This window comes from Bradyrhizobium sp. SZCCHNRI2009 (assembly GCF_032485115.1).
Lineage (GTDB): Bacteria > Pseudomonadota > Alphaproteobacteria > Rhizobiales > Xanthobacteraceae > Bradyrhizobium.
This window is the reverse complement of the sequence record NZ_JAUEUH010000016.1, coordinates 59,219-81,640: the sequence shown is the minus strand read 5'-3', so window position 1 is coordinate 81,640 and position 22,422 is coordinate 59,219. Positions and strand designations below refer to the sequence as shown.

Here is a 22,422-nt window from a genome sequence, read left to right as displayed (position 1 = left end):
AGGAAGCACCGAATGTCAGTCATCCTGGGCAGCGGCGATTTCCGCTACATGGTCACCGAGGGGTGGGGCGAACTGCCGGACGGCTGGTCTTATGGCGACGTAGCCGCGGTCGGCGTCGACCAGAAGGATCACGTCTACGTCTTCAACCGCGGCGCGCATCCCGTGATCGTCTATGATCAGGACGGCCGGTTTCTCCGGTCCTGGGGTGAAGGCCTGTTCTCGCGTCCGCATGGGCTGCACATGGGACCGGACGACACGATTTTCCTGACCGACGACGGCGATCATACCATCAGACAGTGCACGTTGGATGGGAAGGTTATGCTCACGATCGGAATTCCGATGCGGCCGTCCCCTTACATGAGTGGAGAGCCGTTCCATCGTTGTACGCACACGGCTCACTCGCCGAACGGCGACATCTACGTGTCCGACGGCTACGGCAACGCATGCTGCCACAAGTTCTCGCCATCGGGGAAACACCTCATGTCATGGGGAGAATCCGGCAGCGACCCGGGTCAGTTCAACATCGTGCACAACATCTGCTGCGACGCGGAGGGATGGGTCTATGTTGCGGATCGGGAGAATCACCGAATCCAAGTGTTCGATGCGAACGGTCGCTACGAGACTCAATGGAACAATCTCCATCGCCCATGCGGACTTTACATGCCGCCGGGAAAGAAGCAGCTCTGCTACGTTGGTGAGCTCGGCCCCTCGCTTCCTGTCAACAAGAATGCTCCGAATCTCGGACCCCGCGTGACCATCGTCGACAACCGTGGCGGGACTGTCGTCCGGCTCGGCCATTTGCATGCCGGCGAAGCGCCCGGTCAGTTCATCGCACCGCATGGTGTTGCGGTCGATTCTCACGGAGACATCTACGTTGCCGAGGTGTCGAATGCGGTCTGGCCGTCCATCAAGCCGCCACTCGAGCCGCCGCGGGAGCTGCGCTGCCTGCAGAAGCTGACCAAGCTTTCCTCTTAGCTGGAATGCGTGCAGTTTTCTCCTCCATTGAGGCACAGCGGCTATTTTGCCGGTTGGCAAACAAGCGCGCTCCGCACAGATGGGCGATATCAGCCGCTGCCGGCAACTCAGGTCAAGGTGCCGGCTGTCTGCGAAGGGGCACGTCTCCGCATTTGAATCTGTGAGTTCATCGTGAGTCCCCGGCGACGGCCGCCTTGCGCCGGAGCTGACGCTTGTTGAAGCCATAGGACTAGTCCCGGAACTAGTCCTATGGCCAAAGCGGAAGTGGAAGTGATCACGTCGGAGCGGCGACGGCGGCATTGGTCGCGGGCCGACAAGGAGCGTGTCGTTGCTGCAGCGCTTCAGCCGGGCGCGACGATCCTACGAGTGGCGCGAGCGTTCGGGGTGCATTCCAGCCAAGTGTTCCGCTGGCGCCAGCAGCTGTGCGGGAAGGAGACGCCGCCGCCCGGCTTTGCCGCCGTGACGATCACTGCCGATCCGCACGCGCCGGCTGCCCGTACGCAGGGGCTGATCGAGGTCGAGATCGGGGCGGAGGCGAAGATCCGGATCAGCGACGCGGCGGATGCCGCGACGGTGACGGCGGTGATCGCGGCGCTTCGGGCGGGCTCGCGATGACGATCCCGATCCTCTCCGGCACCCAGGTCTGGCTGGCGACCGGCCATACCGACATGCGCAAGAGCTTCGACGGTCTTGCGCTGCTGGTCCAGGAGACGCTGAATCGCGATCCGCATGGCGGCCATCTGTTCGTGTTCCGTGGCCGCAGCGGCGGGCTGATCAAGATGCTGTGGCACGACGGCCAGGGCATGTGCCTGTTCGCCAAGCGGCTGGAGCGCGGCCGATTCATCTGGCCACAGCCCGTGGATGGAGCGGTGGCGATCACGCCGGCACAGCTCGGCTATCTGCTCGAAGGTATCGACTGGCGTCATCCGCAGCGGACGTGGCGGCCGGAAGCCGTTGGCTGAGCGCTTGAACGTGACGAGGCTGATGCACGCAGGACGGAGCTGTGATTCCATCTCCTGCGATGATCACAGCCGATTCACTCCCCGATGATGTCGCGACGCTGAAGGCGCTGGTGCTCGCTGGCCAGGCCGCGCTCACCGAGGCGACGACGGCCCAACTCGCGGCAGAAGCCAAGGCGCGCAATCTGGAAGCCGAGGTCCGTGCCCGGGCGCTGCTGATCGAGCAGATGAAGTTCACGATCGCCAAGCTCAGGCACGAGCTGTACGGGCCGTCGTCGGAGCGCGCGTCGGTGCTCGAGCAGCTCGAGCTCGAACTCGCCGATCTCGAGGAGGCCGAGGATGAGGCTGCGGCGCAGATGGCAGCCGAGCGGGCCAAGGCCGAGAGGGTCGACGTACGTCCGTTCGAGCGGCGGCGCCCGGCACGGCGGCCGTTGCCCGAGCACTTGCCGCGCGAGCGCATCGTGCATCCTGCGCCGGCCTATTGCCCGTGCTGCGGCGGCGACAGGCTGCGCAAGATCCGCGAGGACGTGAGCGAGACGCTGGAGCTCGTGCCACGGCAGTGGAAGGTGATCCAGCATGTCCGTGAGAAGTTCTCCTGCCGCGCCTGCGAGGCGATCACGCAGCCGCCGGCACCGTTCCATCCGATCGCGCGCGGACGCGCGGGACCGCGCCTGCTGGCGCACATCCTGTTCGCCAAATACGGGCCGCACCTGCCGCTCACCCGACAGAGCACGACCTTTGCGCATGAGGGTGTGGCGCTCGACGTCTCCACGCTCGCCGACTGGCTCGGTGCAGCGGCTGCGACCTTGATGCCGCTGGTCGATGCGATCAAGGTGCACCTGCTCGCAGGTGAGCGCATCCATGCCGACGACACCACGGTGCCAGTTCTCGCCAAGGACAAGACGCGCACCGGCTGGGTGTGGACCTATGTCCGCGACGGTCGTCCCTTTGCCGGGCACGCGCCGCCAGCAGCTGTATTCTACCGTACCGGCGCACATCCCGAGACGCATCTTGCCGGCTATGCCGGGCTGATGCAGGCTGCATCGGCCAAGGCTCGGAGATACGACGGCGCAACACGATTGATCGGTCAACCCACACTCCGAGTCGCAGATCCTGCACTCGCGCGTAGCTCAACCGAGTTCTTCGCCGGAGTTCGCTAGACTACGATCAGTGCCGAAATCGCCTTTGACTTTGCTGACAAAAAGCTCGATTGCGGCACTCAGCTCGACTGACCGGCACGGTTGAACGTAAGCCATGTCAATGGCTTGGTGTTCAACCGGCGAGCCGCTTTTATCTTGCAGCTTTAATCGGCCGGATGTAACCGTCCGGTCTGCACACCTTCCCCCTCGTGTGTTGTCGTTCCATTTCGAGTTCTCTGCTGCTGTGGAGAATCTCCGGTGGGATCCAAACATTTCGAGAACAGAGCTCGCCGCGAATGGTGGTCGCTGCACATCGAAGCGTGGCGTCGGAGCGGTCTCGGGATCCGCAAATACTGCCAGCAACAACGTCTGACCGAGAACACGTTGCGGCGTTGGCTGAAGCGGCTGGCCGGCAACGAGACTGCGCTTAAGCTTGAGAAATATCAGACGGAATTGCGCCGCGAGCGCGCCCGGGAAGAGCGCGAAAAGGCGCTCCGAAAGCAGAAGCAGCGCAGGTTCACGATCACCTCGGATGTACGCAATCGAGCGTCCCCGGCGTTCTGGGCGATGCATGTCGAGGCGCTGAACTGGAGCGGGATGGAACTCCGCGCCTACGCCGCGGCGATGCAGCTGTCGCCGCATTCGCTGCACAAATGGCGCGACCGACTGGCCACCGGCGAGGTCACGATCGACTGGCGCGCCCATCTTCATCCCTCCGCCCGTCCGCCCGTTAGCACTAGTGCTAGGAACTCACAGCCCGAACGCCGCTTGACAGCCGCTGAAATCGGCGATCCGGCCGCGACCAAAACGCCGGCCCGCCGCTTCTTCAGCGACGAAGAGAAGCTCGCGATCGCCAGGGAAACCGAGCTACCAGGCGCCAAAGTCTCTGCCGTCGCTCGCAAGCATGGGATTGTCACCGGGCTGCTGTTCCGCTGGCGCGCGCAGTTCGGCATCGCGCAAAAGAAGCGCTCCAAGCTCGCCCGTGTTGTGCTGCCCGACGACATGCCCGCCGCACGCGCCCTGCGCGATCTCGTGCGTCCACCGGAGGGCATGATGGCCGTCGACCTCGCTGACGGACGGCGTGTCTTCGCTCCCGCCGGCAGCGATCCGGATGCGGTGCGGGCGCGGATCGAAAGCGGAGAGACAGCATCATGATGTTCGTTCCTGCAGGCGTGAAGGTGCACCTGGCCCTCGGCTACACCGACATGCGGAAGGGCATGGACGGCCTCGCAATGCTGGTGCAGGACACGCTGAAGAAGGATCCGTTCTCCGGTCATCTGTTTGCCTTCCGCGGCAAAAAGGCATCGATCCTGAAGGTCCTGTTCTGGGACGGCAACGGGCTTTGTCTGTTCACCAAACGCATCGACCAGGGCGGCTTCGTGTGGCCGGTGATGGCGGGTTATGATGGCTCGATCACGCTCACGCCGGCGCAGCTCGCGATGCTGATCGAAGGCATCGACTGGCGCGCGCCAGAGCGCATCTGGAAACCGGCGATTGCAGGATGATCGACAAAAACTGGTGATGAACTGAGCTACGATTCTTCTACGAATCAGCATGTTCGAGTACCATCGGACATGCAGCTCGATCTCACCAATCTCCCATCCGATCCTGAGCTTCTGCAGCGCCTGGTGCGTGACATCGCGGCAGCCATCGATCACCGCGACACCGAGATCGATCGTCTCAAGTCCATCATCAAACAGCTGCAGCGAATGCAGTTCGGCCGCAGCTCCGAGCGCATCGACCCCGACCAGCTTGCACTCGGTCTGGAGGATCTCGACAGCGACGTTGGCCGCGTCGAGGCAGCGCAGCCGAAGTTCACACCGGAAGCCAACTCTTCGCCGCGACGCCGTCCGCTGCCCGATCATCTGCCACGCGAGGACGTTCTGCTCGACGTGCAAGACCGGGTTTGTGGCTGCTGTGGTGGAGCTCTCCATCTGATCGGCGAGAGCGTCAGCGAGATGCTGGATTGGGTACCGGCGCAGCTTCGCGTCGTGCGCACAACCAGACCCAAATACGCCTGCCGAGCCTGCAACAAGGTCGTGCAAGCCGGCGCGCCGGAGCGGTTGATCGCTGGCGGTCTGGCGACGCCGGCGTTGCTCGCGCAGGTGTTGATTAGCAAGTACTGCGATCACCTTCCGCTCTATCGGCAGTCGCAGATCTTCGACCGTCATGGCGCCGATCTCTGCCGCTCGACGCTTGCAGGCTGGGTTGGCGGCGCATGCTGGTGGCTCGAAGCCTTGCACGAACGGTTGTGCAAGAACGTGTTCGCCTCCAACCATCTCTTTGCCGATGACACGCCGATCCCGGTACTCGATCCTGGCCGTGGGCGAACCAAGACGGGACGGCTCTGGGTGTACGCGCGCGAGCAACGGCCGTGGAGCGGACCCGAACCTCCGGCGGCCATCTACCTGTTCGCACCCGACCGCAAGGCCGAGCGACCGGTCGCACATCTTGCCGCCTTCAAGGGCATCCTGCATGTCGACGGATATGCCGGCTTCGAGCAATTGGCCGACAAGGAGGGCATCACGCTCGCGGCGTGTTGGAGCCATTCGCGACGCAAGTTCTACGATGTGGCCGAAGCCACCGCGTCTCCCGTGGCAACAGAAGCCCTGCGCCGGATCGGCGAGCTCTATGCGATCGAGGCGCGCATCCGCGGCCAATCGCCTGACTACCGTCTTGCCGAACGCAGGACCTTCTCCAAACCGATCGTCGACGCGCTGAACGTCTGGCTCGATGCGCAGCTCCGCCTGGTCTCCGGCCGCAGCACGCTCGCTGAAGCGATCCGCTATGCGCTCTCGCGCTGGCACGGCCTGACTCGCTTCCTGAACGATGGCCGCGTCGAGCTCGACACCAATCCGGTCGAGCGCGCCATCCGCCCCGTCACCCTCGGCCGCAAGAACCACCTGTTCGCCGGTAGCGATGGTGGCGGCCAACGATGGGCAGTGGTCAGCTCGCTGATCACGACGTGCAAGCTGAACGACGTCGAGCCCTATGCTTACATCTCCGCGAGTCGGCCCAGGGATGGATCGTCGAGGCCGCGTCGAAGAAGCGCAACCGAAGGTCACACCGGAAGCCAACTCTTCGCCGCGACGCCGTCCGCTGCCCGATCATCTGCCACGCGAAGACGTTCTGCTCGACGTGCAATCATGCGAGCGGACATGACGGCGGCGTACTTGGACTACGGTGACACGAAAGAGCTCGCACGTGCTGTGCTCCGAGGAGAAGCCCCTCGTCCGACGGGCTACCACGGCACTGGAAGAGCTCGCGAGCCAATCTGGTCAAAGACAGCTATTGACAATTTCATCAAGCCGGATTCCGATTCGCCTAGTCGAGAAGACTTGGCATCCCTTGTATGAAACCACCTCGCACCACGTTGAAGTTGCCGCGCTATTGCCGGCGCAAGCCGTTGAAGAATGGGCGATGGGCTTACTTTTTCGAGCCACCGACCTGGTCGCGCAAGCAGGGCTGCGAGATCAAAGCTGAGGCATTAGGCGAGGATTACACGGCTGCAGTAGAGCGAGCCGAAACGGTCTTGCTTCCAGCATTCGACAGCTGGCGCTCGCGAGGACTGACCGACCTTGGTCCGCCTTCGCTTGTCCCAGGGACGTTTGATTGGCTGGTGAGCATCTTCAAGTCGCACCAGAAATGGAAAGAGATCGATCACAAGACCCAACGACTTTATGATCAAGGCTTGTCGCTCTTCGCCAACCATATGCTCAAGGATGGGACTCGAGCGGGCTCAAAGCAGATCGGTCAATTCACGAAGGGCTTCGTGGACGCTGTCTATGCAAAGCTGCTCGTTGTTGAAGAAAGAGACAAGGACGGCAATATCATTCATCGCGAACGTCGGCGTTTTGCGAACGCCGCCATGGTCGCTTGTCGGCGAGCCTGGTTCGTTGGCCACCGCGCCAGGGAGAAGGACGTCCCAGCCATCAACCCGTTCTCTCGCATGGGCCTGAAAGCTCGTGCGCCAAACCAAGCAGCACGAGAGACGCCAACCGCCACATGGGAAGAACTCGTCGCCTTTCGTCGAAAGGCGAACGAGATGGGTTATCGTTCGGTTGCGACCGCCGCTCTTCTCAGCTGGGAATGGCTGCAACGCGAGGAGCACGTCTTCGGCGCGTTCGAGATTTCCCACTACCGGCCAAAGGAGCGTCCGAACAGTGTCAAGGTCGTCCACCCCAAGAATGGGGAGGAGGCTTGGTGGCCTCTGTTCGACGACGCAGGCGAGACGCTGTTCCCCGAGTTGATGGCCGAGCTCGATGAGATCAAATCGAGAATGGCGGCGGGCCTGATGTTTCGGCGCGATCACCAAAGTCGCCGAGGGAGCGCGCTCGTGCCCTGGATCACCCAGCGGCGAGATCTGCGGTATCTGCGGGCCGTGGTCAAAAAGATCATCAGAGCCGCGTCTCTGCGAAGCGAATTGTCCTTCACTTCATTCCGCCACGGCGGCTTCACGGAAGGGGCAGACAGCGACCTGACAGACGCTGAGTTGCGTGCCGCAGGCCGACACAGGTCGAGTCGACAACTGCCAACCTATGCGAAGCGGACCCGCAAACAGTTGATCTCGGGGTCAAAAAAGCGCCGGGAGGAGCGAACAAAAGCAGCCGGTTTGTCGGAATAGCCGCTGACCGCTTGTCGGAATGACTTGGCCGACTCTATCATAAGTCCTTGAAAGGCTTGGTGGGCGCACTAGGGCTCGAACCTAGGACCCGCTGATTAAGAGACACGCTATCGCGATTGATTTCTCAAGAGATTTTTTCCAACTGCGCCAGTTTCCGGCCATTGCAGATCAATAGCTTACGGGAAGAATTCCAACTGCGAGTGCGGCTAGAGGTCCAGAACGAGCGTGCGCGTCCTGGAGCCTGAGCAGCAGATCATGATCGCCTTGTTGGAGGCCTGCTCTTCCTCGCTCAGATATTGGTCGCGATGGTCCGGTATTCCTTCCAGCACCCGCGTCTCGCAGGTGCCACAGACACCCTCGCGGCAGGCGTAGTTGGGTGCAAGGCCGGCTTCGAGGAGCGAATCCAGAATGGTTTTACCCGCTTCCACTGCGATGGTGCGATTGCTTCTGGCCAATCTGACCTCGAAGCCACCCTCGAGCACCGGGGTCTCCCTGGCCTGGAAATACTCGACGTGGACGCTATTTTGGGGACGGTCGGCAGCGGCGGCCTCGAACGCCTTCAGCATCGGCGCGGGGCCACAGCAGTACAGATGAGCTTGCGCGGGGACTCGTTCGACGATCGACGCTAGGTCGAACATCCGCCCCGATCGCTCGTCGTCGACGTCGACATGCAGATTGAGATGGACGTTGGGCCGCAAGCTGCCGATTTCATCGAGAAACGCCGCGGCAGCACGCGTCCTCGCGGCATAGAACAGGTCCCAGCGGCGTCCCAGACATTCGAGCCGGCGGACCATCGACAGCAACGGCGTGATGCCGATGCCCCCGGCGATCAGGACCGATGAATCCGCATCTTCGTGGAGCGGAAAATTGTTCTTGGGAACCGAAACCGTCAAAACGTCTCCGACCCTGACATGATCGTGGAGGAAGCTCGACCCGCCCCTGCTCGCGGCGTCCTTGTTGACCGCGATCACGTAACGATGCCGCTCGCGCTGGTCGTTCAACAGCGAATAGCTCCGGATCATCTTGTCCGGCAGGTGCAGATCGATGTGACTGCCGGCCGTGAACGGATCGAGCTCGCCGCCGTCCGGCGGCACCAGCTCGTAGGAATTGATGCGTTCGGCCTCGTAGGTGATCCGCTTGACGCGAACCGGGATGACACGCTCGGTCATGGCGTCATCCTCCGCCAGTTGAGAGGACGTCCTACTCACATCTCGTATCCGAAATCGGCGCCGAGCCTGGCCTGCATGAACGGCGCGCCGACGTCGACCCAGGAATCCTCCGGAGGAAGTCGCAAGGACACGGCTCGCACCATGAACACGTCGGGGTCAGCCACGCCCTTTGGCTTGGTGCCATGATCGCGATAGGCGCCCAACGCTTCGAGGATGAAGCGGCGCGTCATCGCGATGCCGGTATCGCTCGAGCAAAGATTTTCTTTTGTCCGGTCGAAGATCGGTGAAACGCCGCTCTGGCAGGCACCGTCCTGCACCCACAGCCCGGGCAAGCCCGAGAACCAGGTCGAGCGCTGGGACTCGTAGTCGAATTGGAAGCCGTTCTGCGGATTGTACCTGGTCCAGTATCCGGCATAGGGGACCGTCACGGGATGCTGAACGAGCGCGTTGCGACTGGCGTGTCCGCTTTCGCGGCCATTGTGCCCTTCCGTGAAGATCTGCCGTGTCTTGGGGCGGAGCGGCTCGGAAGGATGGTATGAGAACATGATGCAGAGCGTGTTCTCGTCGTCGATCGGCACCCAGGCATGCCCGCTGAGATCCGGGAACGGAGACAGCGGCGGGACAAGCGTGTAGAACGGGAGCATGAACTGGTTCACGCGCCAGTAGAGCGTGTTGGCGTCGTAGTTGCGACGCGCAGCGATGCTCATCCCGAAATCCTGCTTGATGCATTCGAAGGTTGGGCGAAGGTCCCGCTTCTGGATCCACGCACTCGTCGTGCCTTGGGCGTCCAGGCGGCCATGGAGCAACGGCGCGTGCGCCGAATCGATCTCGCCTTCCACGGCCTGCAGCCAGTTGCACTCCTGGACGCGCAGGCTGACATGCACCTGCTCCTGCGGCAGGAGGTTCCATTCCACGTTCGGAAGCGGCGGCGGATCGGCCTGGTCGGGGCCCATATAGGTCCAGATCATGCCGTTGCGCTCGCGGCATTGGTACGCCTTGATGCGCACCCGCTCCTTGAGACGGCTACGCACCGGCTCTGCCGGCATGTCCGTGACGGCCCCCGTCACGTCGAACTTCCAGCCGTGATAGACGCATCGCAGCCCGCAATCCTCGTTGCGGCCGAAGATCAGGGGAGCGCCCCGATGCGGGCAGGCCTGGTCGACAAGGCCCACGCGCCCCTCGGAATCCCTGAAAGCGACCAGATCCTCGCCGAGCAACCGGATCCGCCGCGGCTGGCCGTCCTGCGTCAGATCGGCCGAAGGCAGAAACGGAATCCAGTAGAGACGGAAGAGTTCGCCAAGCGGCGTGCCCTTTCCGACTCTCACCAGCCGCTCATTGTCTTCTTGTGAGAGCATGACAGTTCTCCATTCGAATCGATGGCATCAGGTCGCCGTTATGGGTTTGCCGCGGTGAGCAACGGAGTCACGCGCTCCAACAGGCCAAGATCGTGTACGGTCCAGAGTGGATCGCATGTCGCGAGCGGTTGGCGCGGTATCGGAGGTTGCTGGCCCTGCTCGACCAGGCTGACGATGATTTCGATCCGTCGCCGTTCGAGATCCCGGAGCGCATGTTCGACCACCGCGCCTTCCGCCGCGCAGCCCGGAAGTTCCGGGTAAGCGAGGCGGATCAGCCATTGTCCGGGCTCCCTCTCCACGGCTTCCGCTTCGAGGAGATAAGGGATCGCCAGCAATTCGCGCAGATGCAAAGTGACCTCCCTGGTTTGCGGCCACGCGCCTTTCAATTGATACGTATACGTACTAAATATCCGATCTCTCTGCAATGGTGTGAATTTCAAAACCTGCGCTGCATTGCGGCAGGGTTGAGCTCATTGGAACAAGCTGTTAACCGCTGGATCACGGCCGGGTGCCATAGCGAGATCGAAACCGGATGAGCGTAGGCAAACGCATGGAAAAGGATTCGGCGGGGGAGCTTGCGCGCACCTGGCAATTGGAAGGCGGCATCGGCTTTCTGTTGCGGCTGCTTGAGGCCCGGTATGACGGTCTTTATCAGAGCCTGACCCGGCAGAGCGACATCACGCCGCGGCAGTTCGGCGTGCTCATGGCGCTCTATCAACAGGGGCCGATGACGGCGTCGGTTCTCGCCGACCGCATCAGTTGCGACCGGAATACCCTCAGCGAGATGCTCAAGCGCATGGCCGGGCGGCGGCTGGTCTCGAAGAAGACCAATCCGGAAGATCGCCGTTCTATTCAGATCCAGATTACCGCCAAGGGTGAGGAAGCTTTGCTTGCGGTCGTCCCGGCGGCGGCCGAGCTGCAGGACATCGTGCTTGCGCCTCTGAGCAAGAAAGACCGCGCACACTTCCTGAAATGCATGCTGGCCATTGCCAAAGTTCAGGCGCCTGCCTGTTCGTCGACGTCGGATGATTGAGTTTTGCACGCATACACCGCGTGCGTCAGGCTACAGCGACGCGTTCGCGAGGAGGCCCGCCTGCGATGATCGGCAAACCGGTCTGCTCACGTAACAAGGATGACTCACCACCCGCTGCTCCGGCTTTGAGCATGACGTTTATGCGTGGTTGGGTGCATGCCGGATCCGGGCCGACATCGAGCATCGCCGGACGTCCGCTCGACAGGGCGCGCCGTACGGCCTGCCCGTCGTCCGCAGCGCGTGTGATGGTCTCGCGCTCCAGCAGGTGTCAACGGTGGCCGTGCCGCTGCGAGTGATCAGGAGAAGCACCGCAGGTGAGCCTTTTCCGGGCAATGCGTGCGCATTCGGAAAACTTTGGAGAGCGCAGAGCCGCCGACGTTCCGGCTTTGGCTCCCGGTCTGCAGGCTGCAAGTTGGCAATATAATGCACGTTATGTGAGCTTGGCGCCTAACCAGCGGCCCACCTCCTCCTAGACAATGCATCATTGTGCAGCTATTATGGTCCAACCATTGATTCAATGCGTAGGGAGCGTCTATGGCGGCCATCACCCGAAAGCTTGCGAACGGAAAGGATTTCATCGATTTCCAGACGGAGCCGTCCCGGTACCGCCATTGGAAGCTTTCGGTGGACGGCGAAGTCGCGACGCTTGCGATGGATGTCGATGAGAATGCGGGCCTCTACGAGGGCTATCAACTCAAGCTGAACTCCTATGATCTCGGGGTCGATATCGAGTTGGCCGACGCTCTGACACGGCTGCGGTTCGAGCATCCCAATGTCAGGGTCGTGCTGCTTCGCTCGGCCAAGGACCGGGTTTTCTGCGCCGGCGCAAACATCCGGATGCTGGCCGGCTCGGAGCACGCGCACAAGGTCAATTTCTGCAAGTTCACGAACGAGACCCGCAACGCAATGGAGGATGCGAGCGAGCACTCGGGCCAGCGCTTCATCACCGTCATCAATGGCACGGCGGCAGGGGGCGGCTACGAGCTCGCACTGGCGACCGACCGCATCATTATGGTCGACGACGGCTCGACCGCGGTGTCGCTGCCGGAGGTGCCGCTGCTGGCGGTATTGCCGGGCACCGGCGGGCTCACCCGTGTCATCGACAAGCGCATGGTTCGCCGCGACCACGCAGATGTCTTTTGCACCATCGAAGAAGGCATCAAGGGCCGCCGCGCGGTACAATGGCGACTCATCGATGAGCTTGTCTCGCCGTCGAAGCTCGAAGAACGCGTGCAAGCGGCGGCCATGGAGCTCGCCGCGCAATCGCCCCGGCCAAACCCCACTCAGGGCGGCGTGAAGCTGGTCGCGCTGGAGCGTAAGTTTCGCGCCGACGGCATCGACTACGGTCACATCAAGCTCGACATCGACGCTGCCCAGCGAATCGCGACCATCACGATCCGCGCGCCCGACGGGACGCCGCCGTCCGCGGCCGAGGAGACGGTCGAGCTCGGCGCGCGCTTCTGGCCAATGCAGATCGCGCGCGAGCTGGATGATGCGATCCTGCACTTGCGCAACAACGCCTATGAGGTCGGCACGATCATCTTTAAGACGGAAGGTGATCCCGCCGCGGTCCGCGCGTATGACGCCCTTCTCAACGCATACCACGAGCATTGGTACGCTCACGAGATACGCCACTACTGGAAGCGCGTGCTCAAGCGGATCGATCTGACCTCGCGCACGTTGGTCACGCTGATCGAGCCTGGATCCTGCTTCGTCGGCACGCTGGCCGAACTGGTCTTCGCGGCTGATCGCTCATACATGCTGGCGGGCCGGGTTCAAGGCAACAACCGGACGTCCGCCAAGGTAGAGCTCACCGCCGCGAATTTCGGCTGCTATCCGATGTCGCACGGTCTGACACGCCTGCAATCGCGCTTCCTCTCCGAGCCGGGCAAGATCTGCGAACTCAAGCAGAAGTCCGGCTGCCCAATCGAGGCAGACGAGGCTGAAGCACTCGGGCTCGTAACCTTTGCGCTCGACGACATCGACTGGAGCGACGAACTGCGCGTGTTCCGGGAAGAACGCGCGAGCTTTTCGCCGGACGCGCTCACCGGGCTGGAAGCGAACCTGCGCTTTGCCGGTCCAGAGACGATGGAATCGAAGATCTTCGCTCGCCTGACCGCTTGGCAGAACTGGATCTTCCAACGCCCCAACGCGGTCGGCGAAGACGGTGCACTTGCGCGTTACGGCACCGGGATCCGGCCGGCCTTCAGCATGCAGCGCGTCTGACCCGCCCGCTTTCATCAACCAAAAAGGAGACGTTCGTGCTCGAAAACCTCAACGTGGACTATTCCACCCGTATTCCCAACAACGTCGGACTTGTCGAGGACAGGACTGTGCTGCGCGCCCTCGAAGGCTGGCATCCTGGCTATATCGATTGGTGGAAAGATATGGGTCCGACCGGCTTCCAGGAGTCGCTGGTCTATCTCCGGACCGCGATCTCGGTCGACCCGAAAGGCTGGGCCAAGTTCGACTATGTAAAAATGCCGGAATATCGTTGGGGCATCCTGCTCGCGCCGAAGGAGGAGGGGCGGCAGGTCAACTTCGGCCAGCATAAGGGGGAATCGGCCTGGCAGGAGGTGCCTGGGGAATACCGAGCGATGCTGCGGCGCCTCATCGTGATTCAGGGTGACACCGAGCCGGCTTCCGTCGAGCAGCAGCGTCACCTGGGCGCAACCGCTCCCTCGCTCTACGACATGCGCAATCTGTTTCAAGTCAACGTCGAAGAGGGCCGACACCTCTGGGCGATGGTCTACCTTCTGCACAAATATTTCGGCCGCGACGGGCGCGAGGAGGCCGATGAGTTGCTGCGCCGCCGCTCCGGCGACGACAACAGTCCGCGCATGCTGGGTGCATTCAATGAGACAACACCCGACTGGCTGTCGTTCTTCATGTTCACCTTCTTCACTGATCGTGACGGCAAGATGCAGCTCGAAAGCCTCGCGCAATCCGGCTTCGATCCGCTGTCCCGCACCTGCCGCTTCATGCTCACGGAAGAGGCCCATCACATGTTCGTCGGCGAGACAGGTGTCGGCCGCACGATCCAGCGCACCTGCGAAGCCATGAAGAGTGCCGGCATCCAAGATCCCCATGACATCACCAAGATTCGGAGGCTCGGCGTCATCGACCTGCCCACGATCCAGAAGAAGCTCAACCTGCACTACTCGCTTACGCTGGATCTGTTCGGCGCCGAGATATCGACTAATTCGGCCAATTTCTACAATGCCGGGCTGAAGGGCCGCTTCCAGGAGACGAGGATTGACGACGATCACCAGCTCACGAACGCAACCTACCCGGTGCTGAAGCTGGTCGACGGGCGGATCTCCAACGTGGACGAGGCCGCGCTCACCGCGCTCAACATGCGGCTGCGTGACGACTACAGCCGGGATTGCGCCGGCGGCGTCGGGCGCTGGAACAAGATCATGGAGAAGGAAGGCATCAAGTTCCGTCTCGAACTGCCGCACGTGGCATTCCATCGCAAGATCGGCGAGTTCCGCGACGTCCATGTCTCGCCCAGAGGGGTGATCATGTCGGACGCAGATTGGGCGAAGGCACACAAGGAGTATCTGCCCTCGGACTCAGACGGCGCGTTCATCGCGTCGCTGATGGAGCCTGCCTTTGAGCCAGGCCAGTTCGCAAGCTGGATCGCGCCGCCGAAGGTTGGCATCGACAACAAGCCGGGCGACTTCGAATACGTCCAGATCGCCGCTTGATCCGTTCAACCCGGCCGTCCCGCGCCATGCGGACGGTCCTATTTCCTGCTCGGGCCACCATGAATGCGCCGCTCAAACAGCATTTGATCGATCCGGAAATCTGCATTCGCTGCAACACCTGCGAAGAGACCTGTCCGGAAGACGCGATCACTCATGACAACAACAACTACGTGGTTGATGCGACGAAGTGCAATTTGTGCATGGATTGCATCCAGCCGTGTCCGACCGGCTCGATCGACAATTGGCGCATCGTCAGGTCGCCCTACTCGCTCGATGAGCAATATTCATGGGGCGAGCTGCCGAAGCAAGGGGAGCTGACCGGCGGCGACGACGGCGAGGCAATCGACTCCGAGGTGTTGGCCCTGCTCGACCAGGCCCATACTGGCGTTGGCGGCAAGTCCGTCCCTCCCGCAAGCGCAGCCAAGCCCGCGGTCAATCTTTACCAGAGGAACCACGCTGCTGTTGCGACCGTCACGGGCAATTTTCGCCTTACGCACCAGGATTCCGATGTCGACGTCCATCACGTGATCCTCGACTTCGGCGAGGTGGCGTTTCCGGTTCTGGAAGGTCAATCGATCGGTATCGTGCCTCCAGGCGTGGATGAAGAAGGCAAGCCACATCGCGTGCGGCTCTATTCCATCGCGAGCCCGCGGCACGGCGAGCGGCCGAACACCAACAATCTCGCGCTGACCGTCAAGCGCGAGCCGAATGGGCTCTGCTCGAATTACATCAGCGATCTCAAGAAGGGCGATCAGGTCAACGTGACTGGACCGTTCGGCGCAACCTTCCTCATGCCGAACGATCCCTCCGCCAACATCATCATGATCTGCACCGGCACCGGCTCGGCCCCGTTTCGCGGCTTCACGGAGTGGCGGCGCCGATCCATGCCCAGCGCTCCTGGCCGCATGCTGCTGTTCTTCGGAGCGCGGCGGCCGCAGGACCTGCCGTATTTCGGCCCATTGCAGAACGTGCCGGAGAGCCTGCTAGGCAAGCGCTTCGCATATTCGCGCATTCCGAGTGAAGAGAAGGTCTATGTGCAGGATCTCATCCGGCAGGAAGGAGCGTCTCTGGTAGCCCTGCTCTGCTCAACCGCGACCCATATCTATGTCTGCGGTCTCAAGGGCATGGAACAGGGCGTCGATGCCGCGCTCGACGACATCTGCCGCACCGCCAATCTGCGCTGGCGCGAGTTGCGCGACGCGATGCGTACCGAGGGGCGTTATCACGTCGAGACCTATTAGTTGGCCTGCTCTGTTCGAGCAGCAAGGAGCAATGATGACTGAAAATCTCCAGAGTTACCTCGGCGGACGTTGGCGGAGCGGCAGCCAAGGCGGAGCGTCACTGTACGATCCGATCCGGGGTACCGAGCTTGCGCGGGTCGGCAATACTGGACTTGACGTCGCTGACGGCTTTCAATTTGCCCGCGACACCGGTGCCGCCGCACTGCGCAGCCTCACCTATCGCGAACGCGGCGGATTGCTCGAAGGCATCGTCAATACGCTTCAGCGCAATCGAGACGCATATTACGAGATCGCACAAGCCAACAGCGGCACGGTAAGAAGCGATTCGGCAATTGACATCGATGGAGCGATCTACACGGTCTCGACCTATGCGAAGCTGGCAGCATCCCTCGGTGATGAAAGATTTCTGCTTGATGGGGACGCTGCCTCGCTCGCCAAAGATGCGACCTTCCAGAGCCGTCACATCCTCGTGCCAACACGGGGACTCGCTCTCCTCATCAATGCGTTCAACTTTCCGGCCTGGGGTATGTGGGAGAAGGCTGCTCCCGCCCTTCTCTCAGGCGTCCCCGTCGTCGTGAAGCCGGCCACCGCGACGGCATGGCTCGCACAGGTGATGGTGAAGGACGTCGTTGAAGCCAATATCCTCCCGCCGGGAGCGCTCTCGATCATTTGCGGTGGATCTACAGGGCTCCTGGACGCAGTCGATCCGTTCGATATCGTCTCTTTCACGGGATCGGCGGAGACTGCGTCTGTCATTCGCTTGCATCCGGCAATCTCAGAGCGGTCGGTCCGGATCAACGTCGAGGCGGACAGCGTCAATTCCGCCGTCCTCGCCGAAGGAGGCGCATGCGGAGATGCCGCATTCGATCTTCTGGTCAAGGAGGTCGTTCGGGAGATGACCCAGAAGTCGGGACAGAAATGCACGGCGATTCGTCGCATTTTTGTGCCAGAGCGGCAATATAAGCCCGCGGCTGACGCCATTTCGCAACGATTGAGCAAGATTACTGTTGGCAATCCCCGCAACGCTTCGGTACGGATGGGCGCGCTTGTCAGCCGAACCCAACTTGCTGCTGTGCGGCACGGGCTTGATCGTTTGCGCCAGGAAGCCAAGGTGCTGTACGACGGGGAGACTCACGAGCTGATCGATGTCGATCCGGCCGTGGCATGCTGCGTCGGCCCGACCTTGCTAGGCTCAGGCGATGCGGACGCGGCCAATCTCGTGCATGAGCTCGAGGTGTTCGGACCGGTGGCGACCTTGATACCTTACCGAGACGAGGCTCACGCCTTGAGCCTCGTGCGGAGAGGGCAAGGCTCCCTGGTCGTTTCTTTGTATGGCTCCGACGTGACCAGACTGTCGTGTCTTGCGACCGAGCTCGCAGACAGCCACGGCCGTGTTCACGTCGTCAGTCCGGACGTCGCCGAGGCTCACACAGGCCACGGAAACGTCATGCCTCAATCCCTGCATGGCGGCCCAGGGCGCGCTGGAGGCGGCGAAGAGCTCGGCGGCGCGCGTGCGCTCAACTTCTACCACAGGCGCTCCGCAATACAGGGCTCCAAAGCAGTGGTTGCCACCCTGAGCCGCTGAGCCGCAGATCACTTTCGGAGCGACCATTGCCGTGCCGGCTGCTCAGATTGCGGTGGCTGCGCCTCTCCGCGCTGATGTGTACGCTCGGCTTAGGATATTGACGTGCCCCCGCGACAATCGCCGGCATGGGTCTGGCGCCGTTTGTGGTGACTCGGGTCTCCTGAGCTTCTTGCGGGCGGGGACGCGTCGCTACGGCACAACCTGCCGAGCCCCAAGCGTCCGCTCCACGGTCCGACTTGTCATAATGACGTCTGGTGGATATATTGGTCCAACCATTGAGTTTAACCTGAGGGAGAACCGCTATCGTGACCTTCACCGAGGAGCAGGTCGCCTTTCGCGACAGCGTGCAGAAAGTCGTTGCCAGGCATGTGGCCCCGATCGCGGCCGAGATCGACGAGACCGATCGCTTCCCCGAGGAGATCGTCAAGATTTTTGGTGAAATGGGGCTGATGCAGCTCTGGGTGCCCGAGCAGTATGGCGGTCCCAACGGCAATCTCACCATGATGTGCATCGCACGGGAGGAGATCGCGAAAGTCTCGCCGGCCTGCGCGTCGATTGCCGGCCTCAACACGATGTTCATCATGCCGTTGCTGCACTTCGGCTCAGAAGAGCAGCGCAAGCGATTCCTCCCCATCATTGCGGAGGGCGGCGTCGTCACGGCCATCGCCATTTCCGAGCCCCAGGCGGGATCGGACGTCTCCGCCCTCAATACGCGGGCTCGCAAGGACGGCGACAGCTACGTCATTAACGGCAGGAAACAGTGGTGTAGCTACGGCGTTGCCGCCGACTACATCGTGCTGATGGCGCGCACCAGCGACAGCCCCGGCTCGGACGGCATCAGCGCATTCATTCTCGAGCCGAAGAAAATGCCGGGCATCAGCTTCGGTCGCCATGAACGCAAGATGGGTTTCCGCGGGGCGCCAAATACGCCGATCTTCCTGGACAACGTCCGCGTACCCGTCGAAAACCTCGTCGGCGAGGAAGGCAAGGGCTTCAAGGCCTCGATGCGCGCGCTCGACCTCAATCGGCCGACGATCGGCGCCCAATGCGTCGGCCTTGCGCAAGGCGCATTCGAAGCGAGCCTCGCCTACGCCAAGGAACGAAAGCAGTTCAAGAAGAGCATCTCCGAATTCCAGGGCGTCCAGTTCATCCTGGCAGACATGGCCATGCAGATCGAGGCGGCGCGTGCGCTGGTCTACGAATGCGCCCGCGCCGGAGACGCCGGCGACTGGAAACGCCTCAACGTGCTCGCGAGCATGGCCAAGTGCTTCAGCAGCGACATGGCGATGAAGGTGACGACCGACGCGGTGCAGGTCTTCGGCGGCTATGGCTACACCATGGATTATCCGGTCGAACGGATGATGCGTGATGCCAAGCTGACCCAGATCTTCGAGGGAACGAACCAGATCCAGCGCCTCGTGATCGCGCGCGAACTGCTTCGATAGCCGCCAAATTAGGAAACGCAGACCTGGAGGAACACCCTTGAGCCGCGCATCGGTCCTGACATCGTGCTCTCTGATCGTAGTCACTCTCCTGTCGCTCTCTGCCGCGCATGCCCAGAAGACTTATGATCCGGGAGCCAGCGACACCGAGATCAAGCTCGGTCAATCGACGCCGCTCAGCGGCCCGGCCTCCGCGTTTGGCGCAGGGGCTGGACGGGCGGTGCTCGGCTATTTCGAGATGCTCAATGAGCGTGGCGGGATCAATGGACGCAAGATCAGCTTCACCCAACTCGACAACGCCTACAGTGCGCCGAAAGCCGTCGAGCAATCCCGAAAGTTGATCGAGGATATCGGCGTCCTTGCCGAGGTCGGTACGATCGGGACCGCGCCGAACGTCGCCATCCAGAAATATCTCAACTCCAAGAAGGTGCCGCAACTCTTCATCACGGCGGGCGGACGCCGCTTCAACGATCCGAATCAATTTCCCTGGACCGTTCCGCTCTATCCAGACTTCGAGACCGAAGGCCGCGTCATGGCCAAATACATCCTCACAGCGAAGCCGGAGGCAAAGATCGGCGTTCTCTACCAGAACGACGATTTCGGGAGGGACTATCTCAAGGGTCTGCGCGCGGGACTCGGCGCAAAGGCGTCTCTGATCGTTACCCAGGTGTCCTACGAAGTTTCCGACCCAACCATCGATTCCCAGGTCGTTCAGTTGAAATCCGCCGGCGTCGACACGCTGATCGAACAGTCGTCGGCCAAGGCCGCGGCGCAGTCGATCCGCAAGGTGCATGAACTGGACTGGCATCCGCTGCACATCATCGGTGGCTCGACAGCCTCAGTCGAGACCGTGCTGAAGCCGGCCGGCCTCGACGCCTCCCGCGGTCTGGTCACCACGCAATTTCTCAAGCAGCCGGGCGATCCGGCTTGGACAGACGACGATGAGGTCAAGGCCTATAAGAATTTCCTGAAGAAGTATGCGCCGTCCGTCAATCCCGACGATTACTCGGTGCTCGTCGCCTACATGAACGTCAACGCGCTAGAGGCCGTCCTGAAGGCATGCGGCGACCAGTTGACCCGGGAAAATCTGATCAGGCAGGCAACATCCCTGCACGGCGAACGGTTGCCGATGATGCTGCCGGGCATCACCATCGGCACCAAGCCCGGCGACTACACGCCGTTCAGGACTCTGCGCATCGCCGTTTTCGATGGGACCAGTTGGACCTTGTCCGGCGAGCCGATGACGGCGGATTAAAAGCCGGTGGGTCGCGTCTCGTGCGCGCCCCACCGCAAGTTTCGCCTTCGTCTTTCGGCCCCCCTGAATGCAGAGACGCCAAGGGAGCGACGAAGGCGTAAGGTCAAAGACTGATGTGGAAGCCGCCGTTGACTCCGATGTGCTGGCCTGTCGTGTACGAGGACGCATCGGAGAGCAGGAAGCATACGGTCCGCACCACTTCGTCCGGTGTTGCCCAGCGTGCAAGCGGGATCTGCCCCAAGATACCATCGCGGAATTTCTCGCCGCGCACGACCTCGGTCATCGGCGTTTCGACCACGCCAAAGCAGATCGAATTGGCCCGGATGTTGTATTTGCCCCACTCCCGGGCTGCGGTCATGGTCATGGCGAGCAGTCCGGCCTTGGCGGCGGCATAGTTGATCTGGCCCACCGATCCCTTTCGCCCCGCGTCAGACGAGACGTTGACGATGGCTCCTCCCGAGGCGTCGCCGTCCTTCGCGCGCTGCACCAGATGGCGTCCCACCGCCTGCAACCAGAGGAACGCGCCGGTGAGATGAACGTCGATGACCTCCTGCCATTGATGCATGCTCATCTTTTCGATCAGCGCGGGGCGAATGATGCCGGCATTGTTGACCAGTCCGTTCACCGAACCGAACCTGTCGACGGCATCTGCGACGGTGCTTGCCGCCAGCTCAGCGTCGGTGACGCTGCCGACGACCTTCATCACCCGCTCCGCAGGAAAGCCCGCCAAAGCCGGCCCTAGCGCCTCGCCGTTGAGATCGACGGCCACGACATTTGCCCCAAGTTCGATGGCCAAGTCTGTCGTTGCCTTGCCGATCCCCTGCGCGGCGCCGGTGACGACGATCGTCCGGCCTTGTAGCGACACCATGTTCTTCGTCATTCGCAGTTCCTTAGTCTCCGGTGAAGTCCATCATCTTGTACGTGCCGTCCGGCCGTATCAGGTCGTGGCCCAGCCATGGCTGAGGACCAGCGCGTCGCGCTCGACGACCCGCGCCTGAAATGCGATGCGGTCGTCGAGGCGCCAGCATTCGAGCCGGATCGTGTCCCCAGGAAAGACCGGCGCAGACATGCGCGCCCGGATCGTCTTCAGCCGTGCGGGATCTCCGTCGCAGAAGCTCTCCACCAGGCCGCGACAGGCAAATCCATAGCTCGCAAGCCCGTGCAGGATGGGCTTCTGGAAACCGGCCTTGCTGGCAACCGCGGGGTCTATATGCAGAGGGTTGAGGTCTCCCGACAGACGATAAAGTACCGCCTGGTCCGGGCGCGTAGGCAAGGTGACGACGCGGTCCGGCGTACGATCCGGGACGGGCGGCGGAGCGGCGGCGGGTTCATCGCCGCCGGAAACTTGTGAGAAGCCGCCATCGCCGCGCAGCAAGAGCACCTGCTCACTGACGGCCACCAATCGTTTGTCCGTTTCGTCCCACAGTTCCTTCTCGACGTACATGATGGCGCCCTTGCCCTCGCCCTTGTCGACGAGCCGCGCGACACGACTCTTGCCGACCAGAATTCCGCTCGAAGGAAGCGCAGCATGCATCTGCACGGATTGCTCGCCATGCACCATTTTCGCGAAATTGATTCCGAGCTCCGCATTGTCCCTCATCCAGGCACCCGGCGAGGCTAGAACGGTCGCCATGGTCGGAAGTGGCACGAGATCCTTCTCGTAGACGAGGCGCAGTTGCCGCTCGTCCAATGGGCCGCTCGCGGCACCGACACCGAGCGCGTAGAGAATGGTGTCTCTCGCCGTGTAGACGTGGCGGACCTCGCTGGAACGCCAAGCCCGCGTCTTTGCATAATCAACCATCGCTCCCCCGGGTCTGGTCCCCCGCCAAGAAACAGATACAGCCTTGGTCTTTGGTTGAACCAATGATATACAGCCCGCCGGTCGTGGTCAACGATGCCCTATGCAGATGAGCGGCCACGGGCTGACGCGAGCGC

General features: G+C 62.1%; 20 protein-coding genes and 1 pseudogene. 17 read left to right on the top strand and 4 right to left on the bottom strand.

What is annotated here, in order from left to right; genetic code table 11:
• Positions 1 to 12 precede the first annotated feature (12 nt).
• The 9 genes and pseudogenes from QX041_RS34025 (at position 13) to QX041_RS33990 (ending at position 7,697) form a co-directional block, all read left to right on the top strand.
• Positions 13 to 975, top strand: a complete 963-nt coding sequence (locus QX041_RS34025) for a peptidyl-alpha-hydroxyglycine alpha-amidating lyase family protein (RefSeq protein WP_172179944.1) — start codon at positions 13 to 15, stop codon at positions 973 to 975.
• A 249-nt stretch (positions 976 to 1,224) separates the two neighbouring features.
• Complete coding sequence (gene tnpA / locus QX041_RS34020; RefSeq protein WP_172179942.1) at positions 1,225 to 1,590, top strand: IS66-like element accessory protein TnpA; 366 nt, start codon at positions 1,225 to 1,227, stop codon at positions 1,588 to 1,590.
• The gene (gene tnpB, locus QX041_RS34015) at positions 1,587 to 1,937 is read left to right on the top strand and encodes an IS66 family insertion sequence element accessory protein TnpB (RefSeq protein ID WP_172179940.1); all 351 of its coding nucleotides are present in this window, start codon (positions 1,587 to 1,589) and stop codon (positions 1,935 to 1,937) included. Before tnpA (QX041_RS34020) ends, tnpB (QX041_RS34015) begins: the two co-directional genes overlap by 4 nt.
• A 59-nt stretch (positions 1,938 to 1,996) precedes the next feature.
• Positions 1,997 to 3,094, top strand: coding sequence for an IS66 family transposase (gene tnpC, locus QX041_RS34010; RefSeq protein ID WP_316168098.1), 1,098 nt, complete (start codon positions 1,997 to 1,999; stop codon positions 3,092 to 3,094).
• Positions 3,095 to 3,331: 237 nt separating this feature from the next.
• Positions 3,332 to 4,228 (top strand): IS66-like element accessory protein TnpA, encoded by an 897-nt coding sequence (tnpA, locus tag QX041_RS34005; protein WP_315752136.1) that lies wholly within the window; start codon positions 3,332 to 3,334, stop codon positions 4,226 to 4,228.
• Positions 4,225 to 4,578 carry an IS66 family insertion sequence element accessory protein TnpB gene (gene tnpB, locus QX041_RS34000; protein ID WP_315752137.1) on the top strand — a complete coding sequence of 118 codons (354 nt, stop codon included), beginning with the start codon at positions 4,225 to 4,227 and terminating at the stop codon, positions 4,576 to 4,578. The genes tnpA (QX041_RS34005) and tnpB (QX041_RS34000) overlap by 4 nt, the downstream gene beginning before the upstream one ends.
• A gap of 69 nt (positions 4,579 to 4,647) precedes the next feature.
• Positions 4,648 to 6,120, top strand: a pseudogene (tnpC, locus tag QX041_RS33995) (IS66 family transposase); the annotation flags it as partial.
• Positions 6,065 to 6,235: a hypothetical protein gene (locus QX041_RS34465; RefSeq protein ID WP_409998688.1), complete on the top strand. Its 171-nt coding sequence runs from the start codon at positions 6,065 to 6,067 to the stop codon at positions 6,233 to 6,235. The pseudogene tnpC (QX041_RS33995) and the gene QX041_RS34465, both read left to right, overlap by 56 nt.
• A 190-nt stretch (positions 6,236 to 6,425) precedes the next feature.
• Entirely contained in the window at positions 6,426 to 7,697 is a 1,272-nt protein-coding gene (locus QX041_RS33990; protein ID WP_172179754.1) for a hypothetical protein, read from the top strand.
• Between the two features lie 206 nt (positions 7,698 to 7,903).
• On the opposite strand, the gene QX041_RS33985 is transcribed toward QX041_RS33990, so the two are convergent.
• Both QX041_RS33985 and QX041_RS33980 read right to left on the bottom strand, forming a co-directional pair.
• Entirely contained in the window at positions 7,904 to 8,866 is a 963-nt protein-coding gene (locus QX041_RS33985) for a PDR/VanB family oxidoreductase (protein WP_315754150.1), read from the bottom strand.
• 35 nt (positions 8,867 to 8,901) lie between these two features.
• The gene (locus tag QX041_RS33980; protein ID WP_315754148.1) at positions 8,902 to 10,221 is read right to left on the bottom strand and encodes a Rieske 2Fe-2S domain-containing protein; all 1,320 of its coding nucleotides are present in this window, start codon (positions 10,219 to 10,221) and stop codon (positions 8,902 to 8,904) included.
• A 146-nt stretch (positions 10,222 to 10,367) separates the two neighbouring features.
• Here QX041_RS33980 and QX041_RS33975 point away from each other — a divergent pair, with 146 nt between their 5' ends.
• The 8 genes from QX041_RS33975 (at position 10,368) to QX041_RS33940 (ending at position 20,487) form a co-directional block, all read left to right on the top strand.
• Positions 10,368 to 10,757, top strand: coding sequence for a hypothetical protein (locus tag QX041_RS33975; RefSeq protein ID WP_315754146.1), 390 nt, complete (start codon positions 10,368 to 10,370; stop codon positions 10,755 to 10,757).
• Between the two features lie 14 nt (positions 10,758 to 10,771).
• Positions 10,772 to 11,254: a MarR family winged helix-turn-helix transcriptional regulator gene (locus tag QX041_RS33970; RefSeq protein WP_315828355.1), complete on the top strand. Its 483-nt coding sequence runs from the start codon at positions 10,772 to 10,774 to the stop codon at positions 11,252 to 11,254.
• Positions 11,255 to 11,788: 534 nt separating this feature from the next.
• Positions 11,789 to 13,480, top strand: a complete 1,692-nt coding sequence (gene boxC / locus QX041_RS33965) for a 2,3-epoxybenzoyl-CoA dihydrolase (RefSeq protein ID WP_315754144.1) — start codon at positions 11,789 to 11,791, stop codon at positions 13,478 to 13,480.
• A gap of 35 nt (positions 13,481 to 13,515) precedes the next feature.
• Positions 13,516 to 14,964: a benzoyl-CoA 2,3-epoxidase subunit BoxB gene (gene boxB, locus QX041_RS33960; protein WP_315754142.1), complete on the top strand. Its 1,449-nt coding sequence runs from the start codon at positions 13,516 to 13,518 to the stop codon at positions 14,962 to 14,964.
• Positions 14,965 to 15,023: 59 nt separating this feature from the next.
• The gene (gene boxA, locus QX041_RS33955; RefSeq protein ID WP_315754140.1) at positions 15,024 to 16,205 is read left to right on the top strand and encodes a benzoyl-CoA 2,3-epoxidase subunit BoxA; all 1,182 of its coding nucleotides are present in this window, start codon (positions 15,024 to 15,026) and stop codon (positions 16,203 to 16,205) included.
• A 34-nt stretch (positions 16,206 to 16,239) separates the two neighbouring features.
• Positions 16,240 to 17,790, top strand: coding sequence for a 3,4-dehydroadipyl-CoA semialdehyde dehydrogenase (locus QX041_RS33950; protein WP_315754139.1), 1,551 nt, complete (start codon positions 16,240 to 16,242; stop codon positions 17,788 to 17,790).
• Between the two features lie 305 nt (positions 17,791 to 18,095).
• A complete protein-coding gene (locus tag QX041_RS33945) occupies positions 18,096 to 19,235 on the top strand; it encodes an acyl-CoA dehydrogenase family protein (protein ID WP_315754137.1) in 1,140 nt (379 codons plus the stop codon).
• A gap of 37 nt (positions 19,236 to 19,272) precedes the next feature.
• On the top strand, positions 19,273 to 20,487 hold the full coding sequence (locus tag QX041_RS33940) for an ABC transporter substrate-binding protein (RefSeq protein WP_316168097.1): 1,215 nt from the start codon (positions 19,273 to 19,275) through the stop codon (positions 20,485 to 20,487).
• A gap of 103 nt (positions 20,488 to 20,590) precedes the next feature.
• Here the strand turns inward: QX041_RS33940 and QX041_RS33935 are convergent, their stop codons facing one another.
• The gene (locus QX041_RS33935) at positions 20,591 to 21,367 is read right to left on the bottom strand and encodes an SDR family NAD(P)-dependent oxidoreductase (protein WP_015665278.1); all 777 of its coding nucleotides are present in this window, start codon (positions 21,365 to 21,367) and stop codon (positions 20,591 to 20,593) included.
• Between the two features lie 57 nt (positions 21,368 to 21,424).
• Positions 21,425 to 22,288 (bottom strand): MaoC/PaaZ C-terminal domain-containing protein, encoded by an 864-nt coding sequence (locus QX041_RS33930; RefSeq protein ID WP_316171388.1) that lies wholly within the window; start codon positions 22,286 to 22,288, stop codon positions 21,425 to 21,427.
• Positions 22,289 to 22,422: the final 134 nt, after the last annotated feature.